The organism is Paenibacillus athensensis (genome assembly GCF_004514475.2).
Taxonomy (GTDB): domain Bacteria; phylum Bacillota; class Bacilli; order Paenibacillales; family NBRC-103111; genus Paenibacillus_AL; species Paenibacillus_AL athensensis.
On the sequence record NZ_MYFO02000004.1, the window covers coordinates 117,106 to 135,335 of the forward strand.

Sequence of the window (18,230 nt, forward strand, 5' to 3'; positions counted from 1 at the left end):
GCCGAGGTATGCTATAATAGAAACTATGTGATTAGAAAATGCGTGTGAATTTAGAGAGGAGTCTAGTTGTTATGCAGCAATTCCAAAAAAGCGTGTACGAGCTGATCGTTGAAACCTCCACCAATTTACCGGGCGACGTGCGCCGCGCCGTTCAAGCGGCCCGCGAGCGCGAGGATGCCGGAACGCGTTCCGCGTTGTCGCTGTCGACCATTGCCGACAACATTCATATGGCGGAATGCAATGTATCGCCCATCTGTCAGGATACAGGCATGCCCACGTTCATTATACACTGTCCCGTCGGGGCAAACCAAATCGTCATGAAACGCCAGATTCTCGAAGCCGTGGCGCAAGCGACCAAGGATAGCAAGCTGCGCCCGAATTCGGTCGACTCGCTGACAGGAGCCAACAGCGGCGATAATCTCGGTCCCGGCACGCCGGTGATCCATTTCGAGCAGTGGGAACGCGACGAGGTCGAGGTCAAGCTGATCCTCAAGGGCGGCGGCTGCGAAAACAAAAATATTCAATACAGCCTCCCCGCTGAACTGGAAGGGCTGGGCAAGGCCGGACGCGATCTTGACGGCATCCGCAAGTGCATCATGCACGCGGTCTATCAGGCGCAGGGCCAGGGCTGCAGCGCCGGCTTTATCGGCGTGGGCATCGGCGGCGACCGGACGAGCGGCTACGAATTGGCCAAACACCAGCTATTCCGCGAGGTGGACGACGTGAACGAGAACCCCGAGCTGCGCAAGCTGGAGGAATACGTCATGGAGCACGCCAATACGCTTGGCATCGGCACGATGGGCTTTGGCGGCCAGGTTACGCTGCTGGGCTGCAAGGTCGGTGTAATGAACCGCTTGCCGGCGAGCTTTTTCGTATCGGTGGCTTACAACTGCTGGGCGTTCCGCCGTCAGGGCGTCTTGCTCGACCAGGCAACCGGGGCCATTAACGGCTGGTCCTATCCGCGCGGTACCGAGGTGCCGGTGCAAGCGGCAGCGGCTGGTAGCGCTGAGGAAGACGAGGAGCGCAAAGAGATCGTGCTGACGACGCCGATTTCCGAGGAGCAAATTCGCGCGCTCAAGGTGGGCGATGTTGTTGTGATCAACGGCATGATGCATACGGGACGCGATGCGCTGCACAAATATTTGATGGACCACGACAGCCCGGTCGATCTGAACGGAGCGGCCATCTATCACTGCGGGCCGGTGATGAGCAAGGATCAAAGCGGCGAGTGGCACGTTCGCGCGGCGGGTCCGACAACAAGTATTCGCGAGGAGCCTTATCAGGGCGATATTATTAAAAAGTTCGGCATTCGCGCCGTCATCGGCAAAGGCGGTATGGGACCCAAGACGCTCAAGGCACTGGGCGAGCACGGCGCGGTGTATTTGAATGCCATTGGTGGTGCCGCACAGTACTACGCTCGATGCTTTAAAAAGGTCGAAGGCGTCGATTTCATGGAATTCGGCATTCCCGAAGCGATGTGGCACCTGCAAACCGAAGGCTTCGCAGCCATTGTGACGATGGATTCGCACGGCAACAGTCTGCACGCCGATGTGGAGAAGGACTCGCTGGCCAAGCTGTCGGCGCTCAAGGAGCCTGTGTTCAAGTAATTTCTTTACAAAAAAAATACTGGATTCAGCATGCGGCAAAGGGTTACGATGTACAGTAGCCCTTTTTCCCGTGAACCGGGAGATGCCGAATGGAGGAACGATTGCCGATGAACAAATTCCGCGCCAAGCTGACCTTGATCCTGATTGCGCTGATTGGCTGCTCGATGCTGCTGGCTGGCCTATTCATGGCCAAGGTGCTGCAGGATTCGCATATTGAAGCGCTGCAGGATAACATGGAGCGCGAGCTGAAAGTGATTGCGTCGACGGTGGACTGGAGCCGCGCCGGCGGCGAGGCGGAGCTGACGTCGTATTACACGGAGCGGACGCGGATGCTCAAGGATTCCGCAGGAGCGCGCGTGACGTATGTACGCAGCGACGGCAAGGTGCTGGGCGACTCCGACCAGAATCCGGCGCAAATGGACAATCATTTGACCCGCCCGGAAATCGGCGAAGCGGCATTAAACGGCATCGGCTTCAAAACGCGCTACAGCGACACCCTCAAGGAAAATATGCTGTACGCGGCTATGCCGCTCAAGGATTCGAACAACCGGATCACTGGCTATTTGCGGCTGTCGATGAGTCTTGCGCAGGTGGACGCTTCGATTCGCCAGCTGTGGTTTTTTCTGCTGGCCGGTCTGTTGGCGTTGTTCCTGATCGCGATTGCCGTCAGCTACCGCATTGCCCGCGGCATCACGCGCCCGATTGAAAAAATCACCCGCGTGGCCAAGCAGATTACGAATTTGAATTACGAGGCTCGCGTGCCTTATTACAATAACGACGAGGTTGGGCAGCTTGGGCAAGCGATCAATCGGATGGCGGACAGTTTGCATCTGCAAATGGACCGCATTCGCGAGAACGAGCAGCGGCTGGCCGGCGTGCTGGAGAACATGGTCAGTGGCTTGATGATGATCGACGCCGAGGAGCGGATTGTGCTGCTGAATCGCTCGGCCGAGGAGATTCTCGGCTTCTCCGCGCAGGAGCTGCTCGGCAAAAAATACGGCGATGCCAAGCAGCAATTCGAATTTACCAAGCTGATTGAGGAAAGCTTCGAGTTTCGCGAGCCGGTCCGCGAGGAAGTGATTTTTTATTATCCGGCCGAACGGATTCTGGAAATCAACCTCAGCCCGATGACGCATGAGGATGGGGAATGGTCCGGGGTGCTGATCGTGCTGCACGATATTACGGCGATGCGCAGGCTGGAGCGGATGCGCAGCGAATTCGTCGCCAATGTGTCGCATGAGCTGAAGACGCCGATTGCGGCGGTCAAGGGCTTTGCCGAGACGCTGCTGGCCGGCGCGCTTAACGATAAGGAAACGGCCAAGTCGTTTCTGCAAATTATTTTTGACGAAAGCGAACGGTTGAACCGGCTGATCGGCGATATTCTGGAGCTGTCGAAAATCGAATCGAAGCGTATTCCGATGATTTTCTCGCCGGTGCATGTGTCTGATTTCATTGAGAAATCGTTCAGTATGCTGCAGACGGAAGCGGACAAAAAGCATATCGGGCTGAGCATGCAGGTGCCTGACGATTTGTATCTGGAGGCGGATGAGGATCGGCTGCGGCAAATTTTGATTAATTTGCTTTCCAACGGTATTAACTACACGCAGGAGGGCGGCAAGGTAAAGGTGCGGGTCGAGCCGGTTGATCTGGGGCGTGACGGCGATTACGAGCGGCTGCGGATCATCGTATCGGATACGGGTATCGGCATTCCGCGCAAGGATTTGCCGCGGATTTTTGAACGCTTTTACCGCGTGGACAAGGCGCGTTCGCGCAGCTCCGGCGGGACGGGGCTGGGCCTGTCGATTGTGAAGCATCTGGTGGAGCTGCATAAAGGGACGATTCGCGTCGACAGCGAGGTGGGCAGCGGCACGAAGTTTACGATCGAGCTGCCGGTTATTCATTAGCGAGGCCGGGGCTGCGGCCGGCTTTGTGCCGGAATGCGACTTGCCCGCGGGAGCGTGTTGCGACGATTTTACGCAGCGTTAACAAAATCTTTACATGATATTTACATTTCCGTGGTATGATGAGAACTGTGCAAGGTCCATATTTTGTGAATTCGGGGGATCGTATGGCGCAAAAAATATTGGTCATCGAGGACGAGCCCACGCTCGCCCGCTTGCTCTCCTACAATTTGTCGCAGGAAGGCTACGACACCCGGGTGATCGATCACGGCGGCGAAGGGCTGCAGGAGGCGTTGCGAAACGCTTACGACCTGTTGATATTGGATATAATGCTTCCGGGTTTAAACGGATTTGAGATATTGACGAAGCTGCGGCAGAATGGCAGCAAGCTGCCGGTGATCATTTTGACTGCGCGCAATGCCGAGGATGAAGTGGTTCAAGGGCTCAAGCACGGAGCGGACGATTACATCACCAAGCCGTTTGGCGTGGCCGAGCTGCTGGCGCGCGTATCGGCTGTGCTGCGGCGTACGCAGGCCGATGAAGCGGCGCCGCAGCGCAGCAAATCGACCGATAAAGTGATTCAGGCCGGGGAGCTGGCGATTTATCCGGAAAAATACGAGGTAATGCTGAACGGGGAATCGATTCAACTGCGGCCCAAGGAGTTCGAGGTGCTGCTGTACCTGGTGCAGCGGCCGGGTGTTGTGGTGACGCGCGACGATTTGATGAACATCGTGTGGGGCTTTGATTATATTGGCGGCCAGCGCACGGTGGACGTGCATGTCAGCTCGCTGCGCAAAAAGCTGGAGATGAATCAGCAGTCCGTACAGATCGATTCGATCCGCGGCGTCGGCTACAAGCTGGTGGCGACCAGCGTGAAAAAATAAGCAAACCGGGACGTGACTGTCCCGGTTTTTTGCGCGTTGGGCATGTGCCGCCCGGCTATTCGCTGCCAAGCAGCCCGTTCCAGTACCCGCGCACGGTATCCGGGTCCAGCTTGCTGTCGGGGGTAAACGTCTTCGACCATTCGATGAGCTTCTCCAGCCGCAGGTTTTTGGTATCGGCCAGATTGCGCAGGATGACGACGCCTTGCTTGATGCCTGCAGCGATCGGGTCCTGCTGGTCGGCAAACAGCGCGTAGCCTTCCTTGACCATTTTGGAAACGAGCTGGACGGCCAGCGCGTCGGGATTGGCCAGCAGCGGCTGCAGTTTGCCGACGACTATATCGCCGTAATCCTCCAGATTGTTTTGCGGCGTCGAATCCCCGTCGATATGGGCAAAATCTTGATCGAGGCCGACCGGCTGATTGCCGGCGACCATCAGGTTGCCAGGGTTCATAGGCTGATCGAAGGCGATTTTGAAGCGGTCTTCGTTCAGAATCGCCGCGTCGAAGACGAGCATTTTGCCGAGCTTGATGAAGTTTTCCGGGTTTTGCCGGAACTGCTGGACTTCTTTGTCGTCCACGCTTTTGTTTTTGAAATGGTCGATCGTGTCGCCTTTGATAAATTCCCACATCGTAATCGCTTTGGCGCCCTCCAGCTTGCTCTCCAGCTCTTTGTTGTGCTTGCCGGCTTGCTCGATCAGCATTTGTCCGGACTCGGTTTTCAGCTCCAGATAACGGGCGCTTGGAATCCGGATGCCAAAATCTTTGGCCAGGTTGTAGGCCATTACGGTGCTTTCCGCGGAATCGGAAATTTTGACGACGACCTTGCCCGAGCCGTCATCGACGAGGAAGGCGCCTTCGGCGTTGCCGCCGAGCTTTTTGATGCTGGTGACGCCCGAGAAATCGGCGTTGTCGAGCGTGAGCGCGCGTTGAATGACAGCCGCGGGGGCTGACGATACGGCAGCCGCCGACGTGCGTCGTACCATTTGAGCGACGGCTTGGTTGCCAATGGTGCGCTGCAGGTGCATCATGTTGGCGAGCGTTCCATGCGGCGCTTCGCGGGACGACTCTTGCTGCTGCAGGTCCGCGACGGGCGGCTGCATCGTTTTGGCGGGAGCTGCATGCTGTTGGTGCAGAGTCATCGACCTCCTTGATGGAAATTCAGTTAGTTATTGGATTCGCGATCCAAGGTGAAAATCCTTTTGGCAGGCCGGGGGAAATATACGCGGCTAATGAAAAACAAAGACGCTTCCATAAACCCATAATAATGGGTTAGGAAACGTCTTTGATCGTACAGGCTTTAATTCCTAAGAAGCCGGAATAAACTCCAGCACATCGACGCGGCCGTATTCGTCACCGTTGTAGTTGCTGGAAATTTTGATCAGATCGTTGGCGTTGATCGTCACGTGGCTGATCGTTCGCGTGCGGCGGGTGGTGGCATCGCAATAGATCGAGCCGCTGGCTTCATTGGCTACCCAACTGGACAGCAACGTGCTGCCGGCGTACAAATTGTACGTGGAGCTGCCGTCGGATTCGTCCCAGTAGGTGACTTTGATGTCATAGACGCCGCTTGCGCCGGGGAACGTTTTGGTCGCTGTGCCGGTCGTTCCGGCGTTGACCTTGATCAGCGAGCCGTTGGTGGCGCTGCCGTTATTTTCGACCGTATAATTGGTCAGCGTCATCGTCTCCGCTTCGATTTTGACAGAGGACATCTTGGGTACGAATTCAATCACATCGACGCGGCCGTATTCGTCGCCGTTGTAGTTGCTGGAAATTGTGATCAGATCGTTGGCGTTGATCGTCACGTTGCTGATCGTGCGCGTGCGGCGCGTCGTCGCGTCACAGTAGATCGAGCCGCTGGCTTCGTTGGCTACCCAGTTGGACAGCAGGGTGCTGCCGGCGTACAGATTATAGACGGAGCTGCCGTCGGATTCGTCCCAATAGGTGACTTTGATGTCATAGACGCCGCTTGCGCCGGGGAACGCTTGGGTCGCTGTGCCGGTCGTTCCGGCGTTGACCTTGATCAGCGAGCCGTTAGTGGCGCTGCCGTTATTTTCGACTGTGTAATTGGTCAGCGTCATGTTTTCCGCTTCCATTTTTACCGAGGTCGGATTGCTTGTCACTGGCGGAGCGCCCAGCGTTATACCTTGATTGGAGCCGGTAATAGCGGCTTTGGCTACGCTTTTGGCATAGTTGGCATCGGCTTGCGACAAGCTGCCGTTGTAGGTGAAATAGGTCGGATCGACGCCGGAAATCATCGCGGCATAGATGCATGCGGCCATATAATGCGAAAAATCGGTATGATGCTTGCCATCCGGGCTCCAGATGTCATTGACGCCCTTGGTGCCGTCGGTAAACAGCTTCTGCATGCCCTTCGTGTTCGGGCCGTATTTGACGCCGAGCGTCGCTGCCATGCTTGCGTATTTGGCGGTGACGTCGGCTGCCATCGCGTTCGTATCGGTATAGAGGCCGCCGGAGTTGGAGACGATGGTGGAAGGGCTGAACGGATTGGTTGAATGCAAAATAAAAGCTGCGCCCGGGTTGTAGGCGCTGGTGTCGGCCTTCAGCGTTTGCGCCGCGGCCAGCATCCCGTTATAGTCCTGCGCGGGCTCCATCGTGTTGGCGTTGACGATCACGTAATTCCACTTGTTGCCGTTGTAGCCGTTCTGGATCGCTTGACGCGCTGCGCTGCCGGCTTGGGCATGTTGGGTCAGGAAGGCGCCGCCAGGCGTGACCTGCTGATATTCGACGGTATAGCCGAGCGATTGCAGCAACGCTTGAATTTTGCCCGGCATGTCGTAGTAATAGATCATGCTGTTGCCGATGTAGAGAATGCGAATGACCTGCGAGGCCGCGGAAGCTTGTCCGGCGCTCCAGGAGAGCGAAGCGACGGCGAGCAGCAGAGACAGGCAAAGCGCCAGCAGCCTCCTGCGGGTGAAAATGGCGAAACCGTTCATAATCATACCTCCAAATGTAGTTGATTAGCGGCCTTAACTAAATAAAGCGCTATCATTCACACTGATTGTAGGCAGTTTTCCGTTGCGGAACAATGCAACAAATCAACGATTTCGTGCACATTTGAATGAATATTGCTTCAATTGCCAATGACGACAACCGGCTTGCAGGGAACGCGCTGCCGCGAATGGCACAATCGCATATAAAATGCGCCAAATCGGCATTTGTTTCATGCCGTCAAATATCTATACTTAGTAATGGAGCACCAATATACGTCCCTATGAAGGACCGGGAGGAAACTACAAATGTCGCGTACATATCGAATAGCCATTATCGGCTGCGGCGGGATTGCCAATGGCAAGCATATGCCCAGTCTGGCCAAGCTGGAGCAGGTGGAAATGGCAGTGTTTTGCGATATCGAAATCGAAAGAGCGCAGCAGGCGGCGGCCAAGTTCGGCAAGGGCGAGACCGCGGTATACGAGCGTTATGAGGATGTGCTGAAGGACGACACGATTGATATTGTGCATGTGTGTACGCCCAACGATTCGCATGCGGAGATTACGATTGCCGCACTGGAAGCCGGTAAGCATGTCATGTGCGAAAAGCCGATGGCCAAGACGGCGGCCGACGCGCGGCGAATGGTGGAAGCGGCCAAGCGGACGGGCAAAAAGCTGACGATTGGCTACAACAATCGGTTCCGTTCGGACAGCCAATATTTGCAAAAGCTGTGCGCGGACGGCGAGCTGGGCGAGATTTATTACGCTAAGGCGCATGCGATTCGTCGGCGGGCGGTGCCGACGTGGGGCGTTTTTCTGGATGAAGAGAAGCAGGGTGGCGGACCGTTGATCGATATCGGCACGCATGCGCTGGATCTGACGCTGTGGATGATGAACAATTACAAGCCCAAGGCTGTGCTTGGCACCTCGTTTCACAAGCTGTCGCAGCGGGAAAATGCCGCCAATGCCTGGGGACCGTGGGACCCGGCGCAATTTACGGTCGAGGATTCGGCTTTCGGAATGATTACGATGCAAAACGGCGCGACGATCATGCTCGAATCGAGCTGGGCGCTGAACTCGCTGGAAGTCGATGAAGCAAAATGTACGCTGTGCGGCACCGAGGGCGGCGCAGACATGAAGGACGGCTTGCGTCTGAACGGCGAGAAGAACAGCCGCTTGTTCACGACAAACGTCGAGCTGAGCTCCGGCGGCGTGGCGTTCTATGAGGGCGAAAGCGAAAACGCGCCCGATCTGGAAATGCGCTTGTGGATCGAAGCGATTGATAACGACACGGAGCCGGTTGTGACGCCGGAGCAGGCGTGTGTGGTTTCGGAAATTCTTGAGGCGATTTACGAATCGGCGCGCACGGGCAAAGCGGTTTATTTTGAATAAAAAGTGGTTTGAAAGCCTTGCTTCGGCATTCGTCGGAGCAGGGCTTTTTGGCGCTTGGCCGCTGGCTTAGGCCGTTACAATGCCCGAGATTTCCGCAGTTGGGGCGGAAGCAGGCGGCTTTCCGTGGTCGGAGCGGTTGACGGGAGGCGCGGATTCGCGCGGTTTTGTCGAGCGAAGCGGCAAAAAAGCCTGTCGAGAGGGACAGGCTTTCGGGCTTTTTCGATCATTTCCTAGGAAATAGTTTGTCGCATGCGGAAGAACGGCTGGGCTCCATTCGTCAATGAAAGCGATTCATCCGACACCGCGACGCGGTAAAAGGTGCTGACGGCTACGGCTCCAACGAGCTGTCGTTGCCGCGCATGGCCCATCCGAACAAAATAGCCAGAGACAATAAGATCACCAGATACGGTGCGACCATGATCAGAAAGTATTCGAGATCCATCGGCGATCACCCTTTCTTCGAGGTGCGTCCCTGCACATAACCGGCGTTAAAGAGGAACAAACGCATCAGCAGCACAAGTGACGGAATGAGCAGCAGCAGTCCGGCGATAAACACGATGACCAGAGCAATCGCCATCGCTTCGCTCGTAAAGTTGTGATAGATATTGATATACGGGTACAAAATGTAAGGCATATGCGATGCCCCGTAGCCGAAAAAGGCAAAGGCGAATTGCAGCATCACCAGCAGGAACGCCCAGCCGTAGCTCCTTCTGCGCCAGACGAGACCCACCGCGCCGAGGAAGCAGAGGAAGGAAATGACGAACATCCACGACAGGTCCAGCATGCGCTGAAAATGCTCGGGATTATGCCCATTGATGGCGAAAAAGACGAGCAAGCTGCTGAGAATCGTCGGCGTGCTCCAGCCGAGCGCGTAGCTGCGAACGACCTCCAGCGCTTTGTAGTCCTGCGCCTTTGAGGCGTAATAGGTCAAAAACATGGCCGAAATGTACAGCACGCTGACGAGCGCCAGCAGGACAACGGCCCACGAATAGGGGCTGGTGAACAGCCGGCTGTAGAGGAAGTGGACTTGCCCGTTGATTTCGCTCACAAAGCCGCCTTCGGAAATCGTTAGCACCGTGGACAGCGAAGCGGGAATCAGCAGGCCTGTCGCGCCGTACAGCAGCATGTACACTTTATTGTCCTTGGCCCCGTAGGTGCTAAAGGCGTAATACGAGCCGCGCAGGGCCAGCAGCACAATCGCTACGCTGCCCGGCACAAGCAGCGCCGTTCCGTAATAATAGGCCGTATCCGGGAAAAAGCCGACAATCCCGACGATGAAAAAAATCAGAAACACGTTCGTCACTTCCCACACCGGCGACAGGTAACGCTCAATGATGTTGTGGACCAGATGCTTGCGTCCGGTGACAAAGGAATAGTAGCTGAAAAATCCGGCGCCAAAATCAATGGAAGCGACAATCAGATAGCCATAGAGAAAAATCCACAATACGCTGATGCCCAGCACCTCATAATTCATTGCGGTTTCCCTCCTTCCAGACCCCAGGCGGCCAATTCTTCATGAACCTCGTTATTTTTGAACAGCTTGCCGAGCACCTTGACGACTGTAAAGCCAAGCAGCAGATACAAGAAGCAGAACAGCACGAGCATCGTGTCGACGTGCATCGAGGTGGTGGCGCCGTCGATGGTTTTCATATAACCGCGCAGAATCCACGGCTGACGGCCGACTTCGGCGTATACCCAGCCGCATTCGATGCCCAGCATGGCCAGCGGTCCGGCCCAGACGATCAGGCGCAGCAGCCAGCGGGGATAGCGGGATTTGCTGCCGCGGCGTTGGGTCCACATGTACGCCAATGCGAGCAGGGTGAGGAAGATGCCGATGCTGACCATCAGGTCGAAAATATAATGCACATACAGCGGCGGCCGTTCATTCTCCGGCGTTTCGTTCAAGCCCTGCACTTCGGACGTTGGCGTGCCATGCGCCAAAATACTGAGGGCATAAGGGATTTTCAGCCCGTACTTGATCTCATGGTCGGGGGTCAGATAACCTCCGAGCACCAGCGGAGCCTGCTCCGCCGTTTCAAAATGCCATTCGGCCGCAGCCAGCTTCTCCGGCTGGTATTTGGCGAGAAATTTGCCGGACAAGTCGCCGACAGCCGCTGTGGCGACTGAAAAGACGAGCGCAGCCGTCATCGTCAGCTTGAGCGCCTTGCGGTGATAGAGCGAGCCGCGGTTTTTCAGCAGCGAGAAGGCGGCGATGGCGGCAAGCACGAAGGCGCTGGTCATGTAAGAGGAAGCGAGCACATGCGCGACCTTGGTCGGCGTTGCCGGATTAAACATCGCTACCAGGGGCTGGATGTCGACAATCGAGCCGTTCTCCAGCTTGAAGCCCTGCGGCGTATTCATAAAGGCATTGACGGTGGTAATGAAAAACGCCGATGCCGACGAGCCGATGATGACGGGAATGGCCAGCAGGAAATGGGTGATCGGCTTGCGGAACCGATCCCAGGTGTACAAATAAATGCCAAGGAAAATTGCTTCAAAGAAAAAGGCGAACGTCTCCATGAACAGCGGCAGCGCGATGGCTTGCCCGGCAATGCGCATGAAGCTGGGCCACAGCAGGCTTAGCTGCAAGCCGATGGCCGTGCCGGTGACAACGCCGACAGCGACGGTGATGACAAAGCCGCGCGCCCAGCGCCGCGCCAGCATGGTGTAATACGGGTCTTTGCGGCGAATGCCGGTCCATTCGGCGAGCGCGATCAGCACCGGGATGCCGACACCGACGGTGGCGAACAAAATGTGGAAGGCCAGCGTCAGCTCGGTCAGGATGCGGCTGTACAAGACGGGATCATAATGCATGGGCTTCAGCTCCTTTTCAGGCGAATAAACGGCGTGCGAAGGACAGCAGCATGATGAGGGCGACGGCTGCGCAGAGCAGCATCAGCACTTTTTCCTGCTTGCGGTACTTATCCATTGTATTCACCCGACCTTTCGATTTTTCAATGCGACGTTACATTCATTATACGTTTATTATAAGCTGAGCTTGTGATTTTTTTCACAGTGATTGTGAGCAACGTTTGAACAGAATTTTACGAAACGGTGTACGGCGGTCACAGGGTCAGGTGGCAAAAAAAGATTTTGCCAAACGTCTGCATTTGAACTATAATTTGGTGATCAAAGACTGTTGTAATATAAAAACGAAAAGATGGGGGCGGCGAGGCCATTGCGTGTTTTCTGGAAGGCGGTTCATTTGAATTTGAAGGTGTTTTTTGCCTATCCGAAAGGGTTTCTGTTTTCTATATTCATTCACCCGATTATCTTGGCGCTAAACATTGCGTTGTTTACGAGTATTTACACCTATAACGGGACTGCAGAAATCAAGGGCTACGATTTGACGCAAATGATCTGGTATTATGCGGTGACGACGTTTGTGTGGATTTTTACGTTTAATTTCGCCGATCGGCGGATGAGCAATTATATTTTATCGGGGGATCTGGGGCCGATGCTGCTGCGGCCGATTACGGTGTTCCGGTTCGAGCTGGCTCATGCGGTGGCGCTGCGCACAGCGGGCGTGCTGTTCGAGTTTGTGCCGGATATGATCATTTATTCGCTGATTTATCCGCCGGTGTTCCTGACCGTGCTGTCGTTCGGCAAGTTTCTTGCGGTGATTGCGCTGGCGTTCTGCTTGCACTTTCTATTGAAGTTTCTGATTGGCATGAGCGCTGTGCTGACCCAAAATAATACCGGCTTGAATAATGTGCTGACGGCGGCGATGACGCTGCTGGGGGGCGCGATGATTCCGCTTGATTTTTTCCCGGGGTGGCTGAAAACGGTGTGCGAGGCGCTGCCGTTCAAATATATTTTTTACGAGCCGGTGCAGTTTTTTCTCAATCGCGGCGAAGCGGTGTCGACCGGCCATTGGCTAACGACGCTGGGCATTCAGTTGATCTGGTGCGTAGTGCTGTATGCGTTGGGCCGTTTCGTCTGGATGTCGATCACCAAAAAAATCGTCATTGCGGGAGGGTAGACGAATGAAGAGGTTTTCGGGCCTGTTGCGCCTGTATGTATGGCATATGAAGCTGAGCGTGTCGCGGGCGATGATGTACCGCTTTGATTTTGTGACCGGATTGGTCATCTCCATTGCGCTGTCCGGGATCGGGCCGTTCGTGCAGTATTTGTATTTCACCAATACCCGCGGCTATCCGGGCTGGACGCTGGACCAGGTGCTGCTGTTTCAGGGGCTGCTGCTGCTGTGGTTCGGCTTGCGCGATTTGCTGTTCGGCGATTTGCGCAACACGGTGATGAACATGGTGTGGAAGGGCGAATTCGACCGGCTGCTGCTCAAGCCGTATCCGCCGATCGGCGTGTTGTTGTGCAGCGGATTTCAGCTGAACGGCATCGGCTCCTGCATCGCGGGCGTCAGTTTGACGGTGGTATCCTATATGCGGCTGCACGTGCCGTTTGAGTGGACGATGGCGCCGCTTTTATTGCTGCTGCTGATTAGCGGCGTCGTGCTGTTTATGGCGATTACGATTTTTTATTGCGCGATTGTGATTATGCTCGTTCAGATGGGCCGCATCGGCGAGATGATGGATATGGTGACGAATTTCGGCAATTACCCGATCAATATTTACCCTGCGCTGCTGCAAATGGCGATGGTGACGTGTTTGCCGTTTGCTGTCTGGACCTATTACCCGGCGCAAATTTTGCTGGATCGCGCAGATAACGGCTTGTGGCTGGCCGCGGCTTGCTGCTTCGGATTGTTCGGGCTTAGTATCATGTACTGGAACCGCAGCTTGCGCAAATATACGAGCGCTGGAGGATAATCATGAGCGAATTTATTATCGATATTCAAGACTTGCGAAAGACGTTTAAACGGGTGAAAAAGAAAGAAGGCTTTCTCGGCACGCTGCAATCGTTATGGAGCCGCGAGACGGAGCTGGTGCATAGCGTCGACGGCATCGATCTTCAGGTGCGCAAGGGGGAGATCCGCGGCTTGATCGGGCCAAACGGGGCCGGCAAGTCGACGACGATCAAGATGATGTCGGGCATCCTTCATCCGAGCGGCGGCAGCATCGATATTATGGGCTTTACGCCCTGGAAGGAGCGCGAGCGCTTCGTCCTGCATCTGGGCGTGCTGTTCGGACAGAAATCACAATTGTGGTGGGATTTGCCGCCGATTGACACGTTTTCGCTCAATAAGGAAATGTACAAGATTCCCGATGCGAAATACAAGGAGCGCTTGGGCTATTTCCGCGAGCTGCTCGATATTGAGCGGGTCATTCATCAGCCGGTGCGCTCGCTGTCGCTGGGCGAACGGATGAAATGCGAGATCGTTTGCGCGCTGCTGCACGAGCCGGAGCTGATTTTTCTCGATGAACCGACGATTGGTCTTGATATTGTATCCAAAGATACGATTCGTCAATCGATCCGCCAGATGAATAAGGATTTTCAGACGACGTTTATCATCACGACGCATGATTTGGCCGATCTGGAAAATCTTTGCGACCGGGTGACGATCATTAATAAAGGCAGCGTCGTGTTTGACGATACGATGGGTCGGCTTGGCGCTTACTTCACCAATCGCAAGCTGGTTGACATCAAGTTTGCCGAGCCCGTGGACGAATCGCTGCTCGCACCGTATACGGTCAGCGCTTACAGTCCGCTAACGGCGCAAATCGAGATCGATTTGACCGAACGGGACATCAAGCAGGTCGCTTATGAGATTCTGGAACGATTTCCGGTGATTGATATCAACATCAGCAATATTCCGATTGAAGAAGTCATTAAGCATATTTATCAGGCTTGAAGCCGGTTATTAGCATGCGAGGGGACCGCTGATTCACGGAAGGGAAAGTGGGGTAAGTATCGGAGGGCTTGCAGAACGATATTTTCCCAAACTTTGGTTGACAATTACAGGCAGCGGTGATAAATTAGATTTATTCATATAAAACCAATTGAATTAGTTGGTTTTAATATAGCTGACTGGATCACCAGAGGGCATGGATGCGCACAGCGTTCATGCCGTTTCTACTATTTTGCACGTAAAGGAGGTTGTCGAGATGGGAGTGTTGTTGGAATCGATCCAGTTGGTCAGCGCGCACAAGCGCAAGCTGTCCGTCGAAGCTGTGTATTCGCCGCTGGCAGCAAACGTGGACGAACAGATGCGAAATGCTGCGCATGGAGCAGGTGTGAACGTTACTTATTTGACGATACCAAGGAGGAAATCTTATGACAACGACCAGCATTACGTTTGATCAAGCTGCGATTCAGGTGAATTTGATCGGGACGGACCACAAGCTGATTCCATCGCTTTTGTCTGCGCTGCGCCAAAACAAAATTACGCTCAATACACTGCGGAAAAAGCCGGTGCAGATTGATCTGCTCAGCTCGGAGGCTTATCTATATTCGGAAGAGGGCGATAAGTACCGGATTCCGATTTTCTAGTTTTGACGAGAGGCGTGGACTGGGAGCGCGCCATCAAGTTCGCGGCAACCCCGCGGGCTTTTTTTGCGCGTGTAGGGAGTGCGCACGGTAAGGGCGAGAGGGCGAATGAGGCTGAGGAGGCCGGGAAGGCGAGGTAGCGCTTGGCTGTGCAACGGACTTCAGGAGCGCGGTCGGACAGCAGCCGGAAGCCGTTTGCTTTTGACCGGGGATGGCTTATACTGGGAAGCAATTGGAGGAGTGTGGCAATATGAAAAACAAACCGAATCTTCTTCTGACGGCTGTTGCGCTCGGTATTATGCTGAATCCGCTGAATACGTCGATGATTTCCGTCGCTTTTGCCCGGCTGCAGGAGGAGTTTCATCTTTCGTTTGCGGATATTTCCTGGCTGATCTCGACGTATTATTTGGCCAGTGCGATCGCCCAGCCTGTGATGGGCAAGCTGAGTGATTTGTTCGGCCGCAAGCGGCTGTTTATCCTTGGACTGCTGCTGGTGACGTGTTCGTCGCTGCTTGCTCCGCTGTCGCCCTCGTTCGGCTGGCTGATCGGCTTTCGCGCCTTGCAGGCGATCGGCACGTCAACGTTATTCCCGGCGGGGATGGGCATTGTGCGTCAGGCCATTACCGGCAAGCAGGCGCGGGCGCTGGGCGTCTTGTCCGTGTTCTCGTCGACCTCGGCGGCGTTTGGCCCTTCGCTCGGCGGCTTTCTGATTCATGCGTGGGACTGGCCGGCGATTTTTATCGTCAATTTTCCGGTGATTGTCGTGTCGCTGCTGCTGAGCCTGAAGGTGCTGCCCAAGGACGAGCCCGTGCGTGGCGCGCGAGTGCGGCTCGATGCTCCGGGCATCGTGTTGTTTTCTGCGGCGATTATGCTGTGGCTGCTGTTTTTCCTGGCGGTTCCGGGCGGAAGCGGCTGGCTGTGGCTCTGGCTCGTTGCGGGTCTGGCGGCAAGCTGGGGGTTGTACCGCTACGAATACGGGCGGGAGCAGCCGTTTATCGACGTGGTATTTTTAAAAACGAACAGGAACGTGACGCTGATTTATGTACAATTTATTCTGGTGAACTTCGTCTTTTATTCCATTATGTTCGGCATCCCTTCTTATCTGGAGGCGGCGCATCATTTCGATGTGCGGATGACCGGGGTAGTCATGCTGGCCATTGCCGGGTTCAGTGTGCTGGCGACCCCGCTGGCCGGCCGATGGATCGATGCCAGGGGGCCATACAAGCCGTTAATGCTGGGAGCAACGCTGGCATGCGCGGGGACGCTGCTGATGCTTACGTTCAGGGACGGTACTTCGGCCGGCTGGATGTTTGCCGTGCTTACGGTATCGGGGGTCAGTACAGGGCTTAATAATCTGGGCATGCAAACAGCGCTGTACCGCTTCGTTTCTAAAGCCGAAACCGGCATTGCCTCGGGACTGTTCATGACCTCCCGTTATTTGGGCACGATTCTTTCGTCGAGCCTGCTGAGCGCGGTGTTCGGCAAGCAAATTACATCGGGCAAGCTGCACGTGATGGCGCTGGTGTGCGCGCTGATCGGCGCGGCGATGCTGCTGCTGACGCTGAGGCTGCTGCGGGCCGACGGGAGCGGGCGCTCAGAGACGGCGGAGAGGCAGGGTTGAGGCTGCGGGCGAGATGGACGCTGCTTGCAGGAGGTATATTTTTCTCTGTAAAAGAATAGGAATAAGTTCATTTTCGCGTTATAATAGCATGATGAATGTGTCATTTTGCGGGGGCGGCGAAACGTTAGGTCGCTATGCCTTCAATATTCGAACGAGGAGTAGAATTATCGATGGAAAAAACACTGATTTTCGGTCACAAAAATCCGGATACCGACACGATTTGTTCGGCAATTGCGTATGCGGATCTGAAAAGCAAGCTGGGTCACAACGTAGAAGCGGTACGCCTTGGCGAAGTGAACGGCGAAACGCAATACGCGCTGGATTATTTTCAAGCGGCGGCGCCGCGCCTGGTTGAAGCGGTTGCTGGCGAAGTCAAGCAAGTGATTCTCGTCGATCATAACGAGCGTCAGCAGAGCGTTTCCGATATCGATCAAGTGCGCGTGGTTGAGGTTATCGACCATCACCGCATCGCCAATTTCGAAACCAGCAGCCCGCTGTACTACCGCGCTGAGCCGGTAGGCTGCACGGCGACGATTCTGAACAAGCTGTACAAGGAAAACAGCGTGGCCATTGACAAAAACATCGCGGGATTGATGCTGTCGGCGATCATTTCCGATTCGCTGCTGTTTAAATCGCCAACATGCACCGAGCAGGACGTTGCAGCCGCTCGCGAGCTGGCTGCTATCGCCGGCGTTGATGCCGACAGCTACGGTCTGGAGATGCTGAAAGCCGGCGCCGACCTGAGCCAGAAAACGATTGCCCAGCTGCTCTCCCTTGATGCGAAGGAGTTCCAAATGGCCGGTTCCAAAGTGGAAATCGCGCAAGTGAACGCCGTCGATCCAAGCGAAGTCATGGCGCGCCAAGCGGAGCTGGAAGCGGCTATGTCCTCAATTATCGCGGACAAAGGTCTGGACCTGTTCCTGTTTGTCGCTACAGATATCCTGAACAACGATTCCGTAGTTTTGGCGCTGGGCAGCAAAACCGCAGCAGTTGAGAAAGCGTACAACGTGACGCTGACCGACAACAAAGCTCCGCTGAAAGGCGTCGTTTCGCGTAAAGCGCAAATCGTGCCTGTGCTGACGGATGCGTTCAACAGCCTGTAGATTGGATCGAAGCGCCGCAGCTTGGCGAAGCGGATCTGAGCCTTTCCGGCCGCATAATGCGGTTGGGGAGGCTTTTTGCGCTATCGGGGAAGGGTGTTAATCTACGGGACTTTCTTACGGCGAGCAGCTGCCAGCCCGCAGATGGCGGCTTTGCGGCCGCGGTAGGATCGAGGCGGGCGGCCTGTTGAGGGGCCGGGACGTCTCGCGTATGTTTTTTAATTCAATCAGGTCGGTTTTCAGCTAATATTCAGGAAGCTGTTTTATAGTAATCCTAGAAGTTTGGTGGAATCTGGCTGCACCGGCGAGTGGAAACGACGAACGACGGAGGCACGCAGGTTGTTCACCGGATGATCAGAGATTGCAGAGAACGGAGTGG

16 protein-coding genes are annotated in these 18,230 nt (G+C 55.3%); 11 read left to right on the plus strand and 5 right to left on the minus strand.

Features of this window, described 5'->3' with window-relative positions; translation table 11 throughout:
* Window positions 1-71 precede the first annotated feature (71 nt).
* The 3 genes from B5M42_RS08680 to B5M42_RS08690 all read left to right on the plus strand — a co-directional run bounded on the left by B5M42_RS08680 (window position 72) and on the right by B5M42_RS08690 (window position 4,392).
* A complete protein-coding gene (locus B5M42_RS08680; RefSeq protein ID WP_134749176.1) occupies window positions 72-1,607 on the plus strand; it encodes a fumarate hydratase in 1,536 nt (511 codons plus the stop codon).
* A 107-nt stretch (window positions 1,608-1,714) separates the two neighbouring features.
* Window positions 1,715-3,511 carry a two-component system histidine kinase PnpS gene (gene pnpS / locus B5M42_RS08685; protein WP_134749630.1) on the plus strand — a complete coding sequence of 599 codons (1,797 nt, stop codon included), beginning with the start codon at window positions 1,715-1,717 and terminating at the stop codon, window positions 3,509-3,511.
* Window positions 3,512-3,675: 164 nt separating this feature from the next.
* Window positions 3,676-4,392, plus strand: a complete 717-nt coding sequence (locus tag B5M42_RS08690; RefSeq protein ID WP_134749178.1) for a response regulator transcription factor — start codon at window positions 3,676-3,678, stop codon at window positions 4,390-4,392.
* A gap of 55 nt (window positions 4,393-4,447) precedes the next feature.
* Here B5M42_RS08690 and B5M42_RS08695 read toward each other — a convergent pair whose 3' ends face one another.
* Together B5M42_RS08695 and B5M42_RS08700 are read right to left on the minus strand one after the other, a co-directional pair.
* A complete protein-coding gene (locus B5M42_RS08695) occupies window positions 4,448-5,530 on the minus strand; it encodes a protein kinase family protein (RefSeq protein ID WP_134749180.1) in 1,083 nt (360 codons plus the stop codon).
* Between the two features lie 165 nt (window positions 5,531-5,695).
* Complete coding sequence (locus B5M42_RS08700; protein ID WP_134749182.1) at window positions 5,696-7,345, minus strand: hypothetical protein; 1,650 nt, start codon at window positions 7,343-7,345, stop codon at window positions 5,696-5,698.
* Between the two features lie 303 nt (window positions 7,346-7,648).
* Between B5M42_RS08700 and B5M42_RS08705 the strand changes: the two genes are divergently transcribed.
* Window positions 7,649-8,731: a Gfo/Idh/MocA family protein gene (locus B5M42_RS08705; protein ID WP_134749184.1), complete on the plus strand. Its 1,083-nt coding sequence runs from the start codon at window positions 7,649-7,651 to the stop codon at window positions 8,729-8,731.
* A gap of 328 nt (window positions 8,732-9,059) precedes the next feature.
* Here the strand turns inward: B5M42_RS08705 and cydS are convergent, their stop codons facing one another.
* Genes cydS through B5M42_RS08715 form a run of 3 tightly spaced genes read right to left on the minus strand, consistent with a single transcriptional unit; the run spans window position 9,060 to window position 11,545 of the window.
* Window positions 9,060-9,173 carry a cytochrome bd oxidase small subunit CydS gene (gene cydS, locus B5M42_RS25710; RefSeq protein WP_407946117.1) on the minus strand — a complete coding sequence of 38 codons (114 nt, stop codon included), beginning with the start codon at window positions 9,171-9,173 and terminating at the stop codon, window positions 9,060-9,062.
* Window positions 9,174-9,179: 6 nt separating this feature from the next.
* Complete coding sequence (locus tag B5M42_RS08710) at window positions 9,180-10,205, minus strand: cytochrome d ubiquinol oxidase subunit II (RefSeq protein WP_134749186.1); 1,026 nt, start codon at window positions 10,203-10,205, stop codon at window positions 9,180-9,182.
* Window positions 10,202-11,545, minus strand: coding sequence for a cytochrome ubiquinol oxidase subunit I (locus tag B5M42_RS08715; RefSeq protein ID WP_134749188.1), 1,344 nt, complete (start codon window positions 11,543-11,545; stop codon window positions 10,202-10,204). The genes B5M42_RS08710 and B5M42_RS08715 overlap by 4 nt, the downstream gene beginning before the upstream one ends.
* A gap of 391 nt (window positions 11,546-11,936) precedes the next feature.
* On the opposite strand from B5M42_RS08715, the gene B5M42_RS08720 reads away from it, so the two are divergent.
* The 7 genes from B5M42_RS08720 to B5M42_RS08750 all read left to right on the plus strand — a co-directional run bounded on the left by B5M42_RS08720 (window position 11,937) and on the right by B5M42_RS08750 (window position 17,854).
* Window positions 11,937-12,713 (plus strand): ABC transporter permease, encoded by a 777-nt coding sequence (locus B5M42_RS08720; RefSeq protein ID WP_134749190.1) that lies wholly within the window; start codon window positions 11,937-11,939, stop codon window positions 12,711-12,713.
* Between the two features lie 4 nt (window positions 12,714-12,717).
* The gene (locus tag B5M42_RS08725) at window positions 12,718-13,512 is read left to right on the plus strand and encodes an ABC transporter permease (protein WP_167689571.1); all 795 of its coding nucleotides are present in this window, start codon (window positions 12,718-12,720) and stop codon (window positions 13,510-13,512) included.
* Between the two features lie 2 nt (window positions 13,513-13,514).
* Window positions 13,515-14,495, plus strand: a complete 981-nt coding sequence (locus tag B5M42_RS08730) for an ABC transporter ATP-binding protein (protein ID WP_134749194.1) — start codon at window positions 13,515-13,517, stop codon at window positions 14,493-14,495.
* 253 nt (window positions 14,496-14,748) lie between these two features.
* Entirely contained in the window at window positions 14,749-14,943 is a 195-nt protein-coding gene (locus tag B5M42_RS08735; protein ID WP_134749196.1) for a hypothetical protein, read from the plus strand.
* Entirely contained in the window at window positions 14,918-15,133 is a 216-nt protein-coding gene (locus B5M42_RS08740) for a hypothetical protein (protein ID WP_134749198.1), read from the plus strand. Before B5M42_RS08735 ends, B5M42_RS08740 begins: the two co-directional genes overlap by 26 nt.
* A gap of 247 nt (window positions 15,134-15,380) precedes the next feature.
* Window positions 15,381-16,751, plus strand: coding sequence for an MFS transporter (locus tag B5M42_RS08745; protein WP_230632815.1), 1,371 nt, complete (start codon window positions 15,381-15,383; stop codon window positions 16,749-16,751).
* Between the two features lie 170 nt (window positions 16,752-16,921).
* Window positions 16,922-17,854 (plus strand): manganese-dependent inorganic pyrophosphatase, encoded by a 933-nt coding sequence (locus B5M42_RS08750; RefSeq protein ID WP_134749202.1) that lies wholly within the window; start codon window positions 16,922-16,924, stop codon window positions 17,852-17,854.
* Window positions 17,855-18,230 lie beyond the last annotated feature (376 nt).

Excerpts from the sequence above, each read along its gene's own strand:
- B5M42_RS08680 (WP_134749176.1), top strand. The coding sequence starts at position 72 with ATGCAGCAATTCCAAAAAAGCGTGTACGAGCTGATCGTTGAAACCTCC.
- pnpS (WP_134749630.1), top strand. The coding sequence starts at position 1,715 with ATGAACAAATTCCGCGCCAAGCTGACCTTGATCCTGATTGCGCTGATT.
- B5M42_RS08690 (WP_134749178.1), top strand. The coding sequence starts at position 3,676 with ATGGCGCAAAAAATATTGGTCATCGAGGACGAGCCCACGCTCGCCCGC.
- B5M42_RS08695 (WP_134749180.1), bottom strand. The coding sequence starts at position 5,530 with ATGACTCTGCACCAACAGCATGCAGCTCCCGCCAAAACGATGCAGCCG.
- B5M42_RS08700 (WP_134749182.1), bottom strand. The coding sequence starts at position 7,345 with ATGAACGGTTTCGCCATTTTCACCCGCAGGAGGCTGCTGGCGCTTTGC.
- B5M42_RS08705 (WP_134749184.1), top strand. The coding sequence starts at position 7,649 with ATGTCGCGTACATATCGAATAGCCATTATCGGCTGCGGCGGGATTGCC.
- cydS (WP_407946117.1), bottom strand. The coding sequence starts at position 9,173 with ATGGATCTCGAATACTTTCTGATCATGGTCGCACCGTATCTGGTGATC.
- B5M42_RS08710 (WP_134749186.1), bottom strand. The coding sequence starts at position 10,205 with ATGAATTATGAGGTGCTGGGCATCAGCGTATTGTGGATTTTTCTCTAT.
- B5M42_RS08715 (WP_134749188.1), bottom strand. The coding sequence starts at position 11,545 with ATGCATTATGATCCCGTCTTGTACAGCCGCATCCTGACCGAGCTGACG.
- B5M42_RS08725 (WP_167689571.1), top strand. The coding sequence starts at position 12,718 with ATGAAGAGGTTTTCGGGCCTGTTGCGCCTGTATGTATGGCATATGAAG.
- B5M42_RS08730 (WP_134749194.1), top strand. The coding sequence starts at position 13,515 with ATGAGCGAATTTATTATCGATATTCAAGACTTGCGAAAGACGTTTAAA.
- B5M42_RS08735 (WP_134749196.1), top strand. The coding sequence starts at position 14,749 with ATGGGAGTGTTGTTGGAATCGATCCAGTTGGTCAGCGCGCACAAGCGC.
- B5M42_RS08740 (WP_134749198.1), top strand. The coding sequence starts at position 14,918 with ATGACAACGACCAGCATTACGTTTGATCAAGCTGCGATTCAGGTGAAT.
- B5M42_RS08745 (WP_230632815.1), top strand. The coding sequence starts at position 15,381 with ATGAAAAACAAACCGAATCTTCTTCTGACGGCTGTTGCGCTCGGTATT.
- B5M42_RS08750 (WP_134749202.1), top strand. The coding sequence starts at position 16,922 with ATGGAAAAAACACTGATTTTCGGTCACAAAAATCCGGATACCGACACG.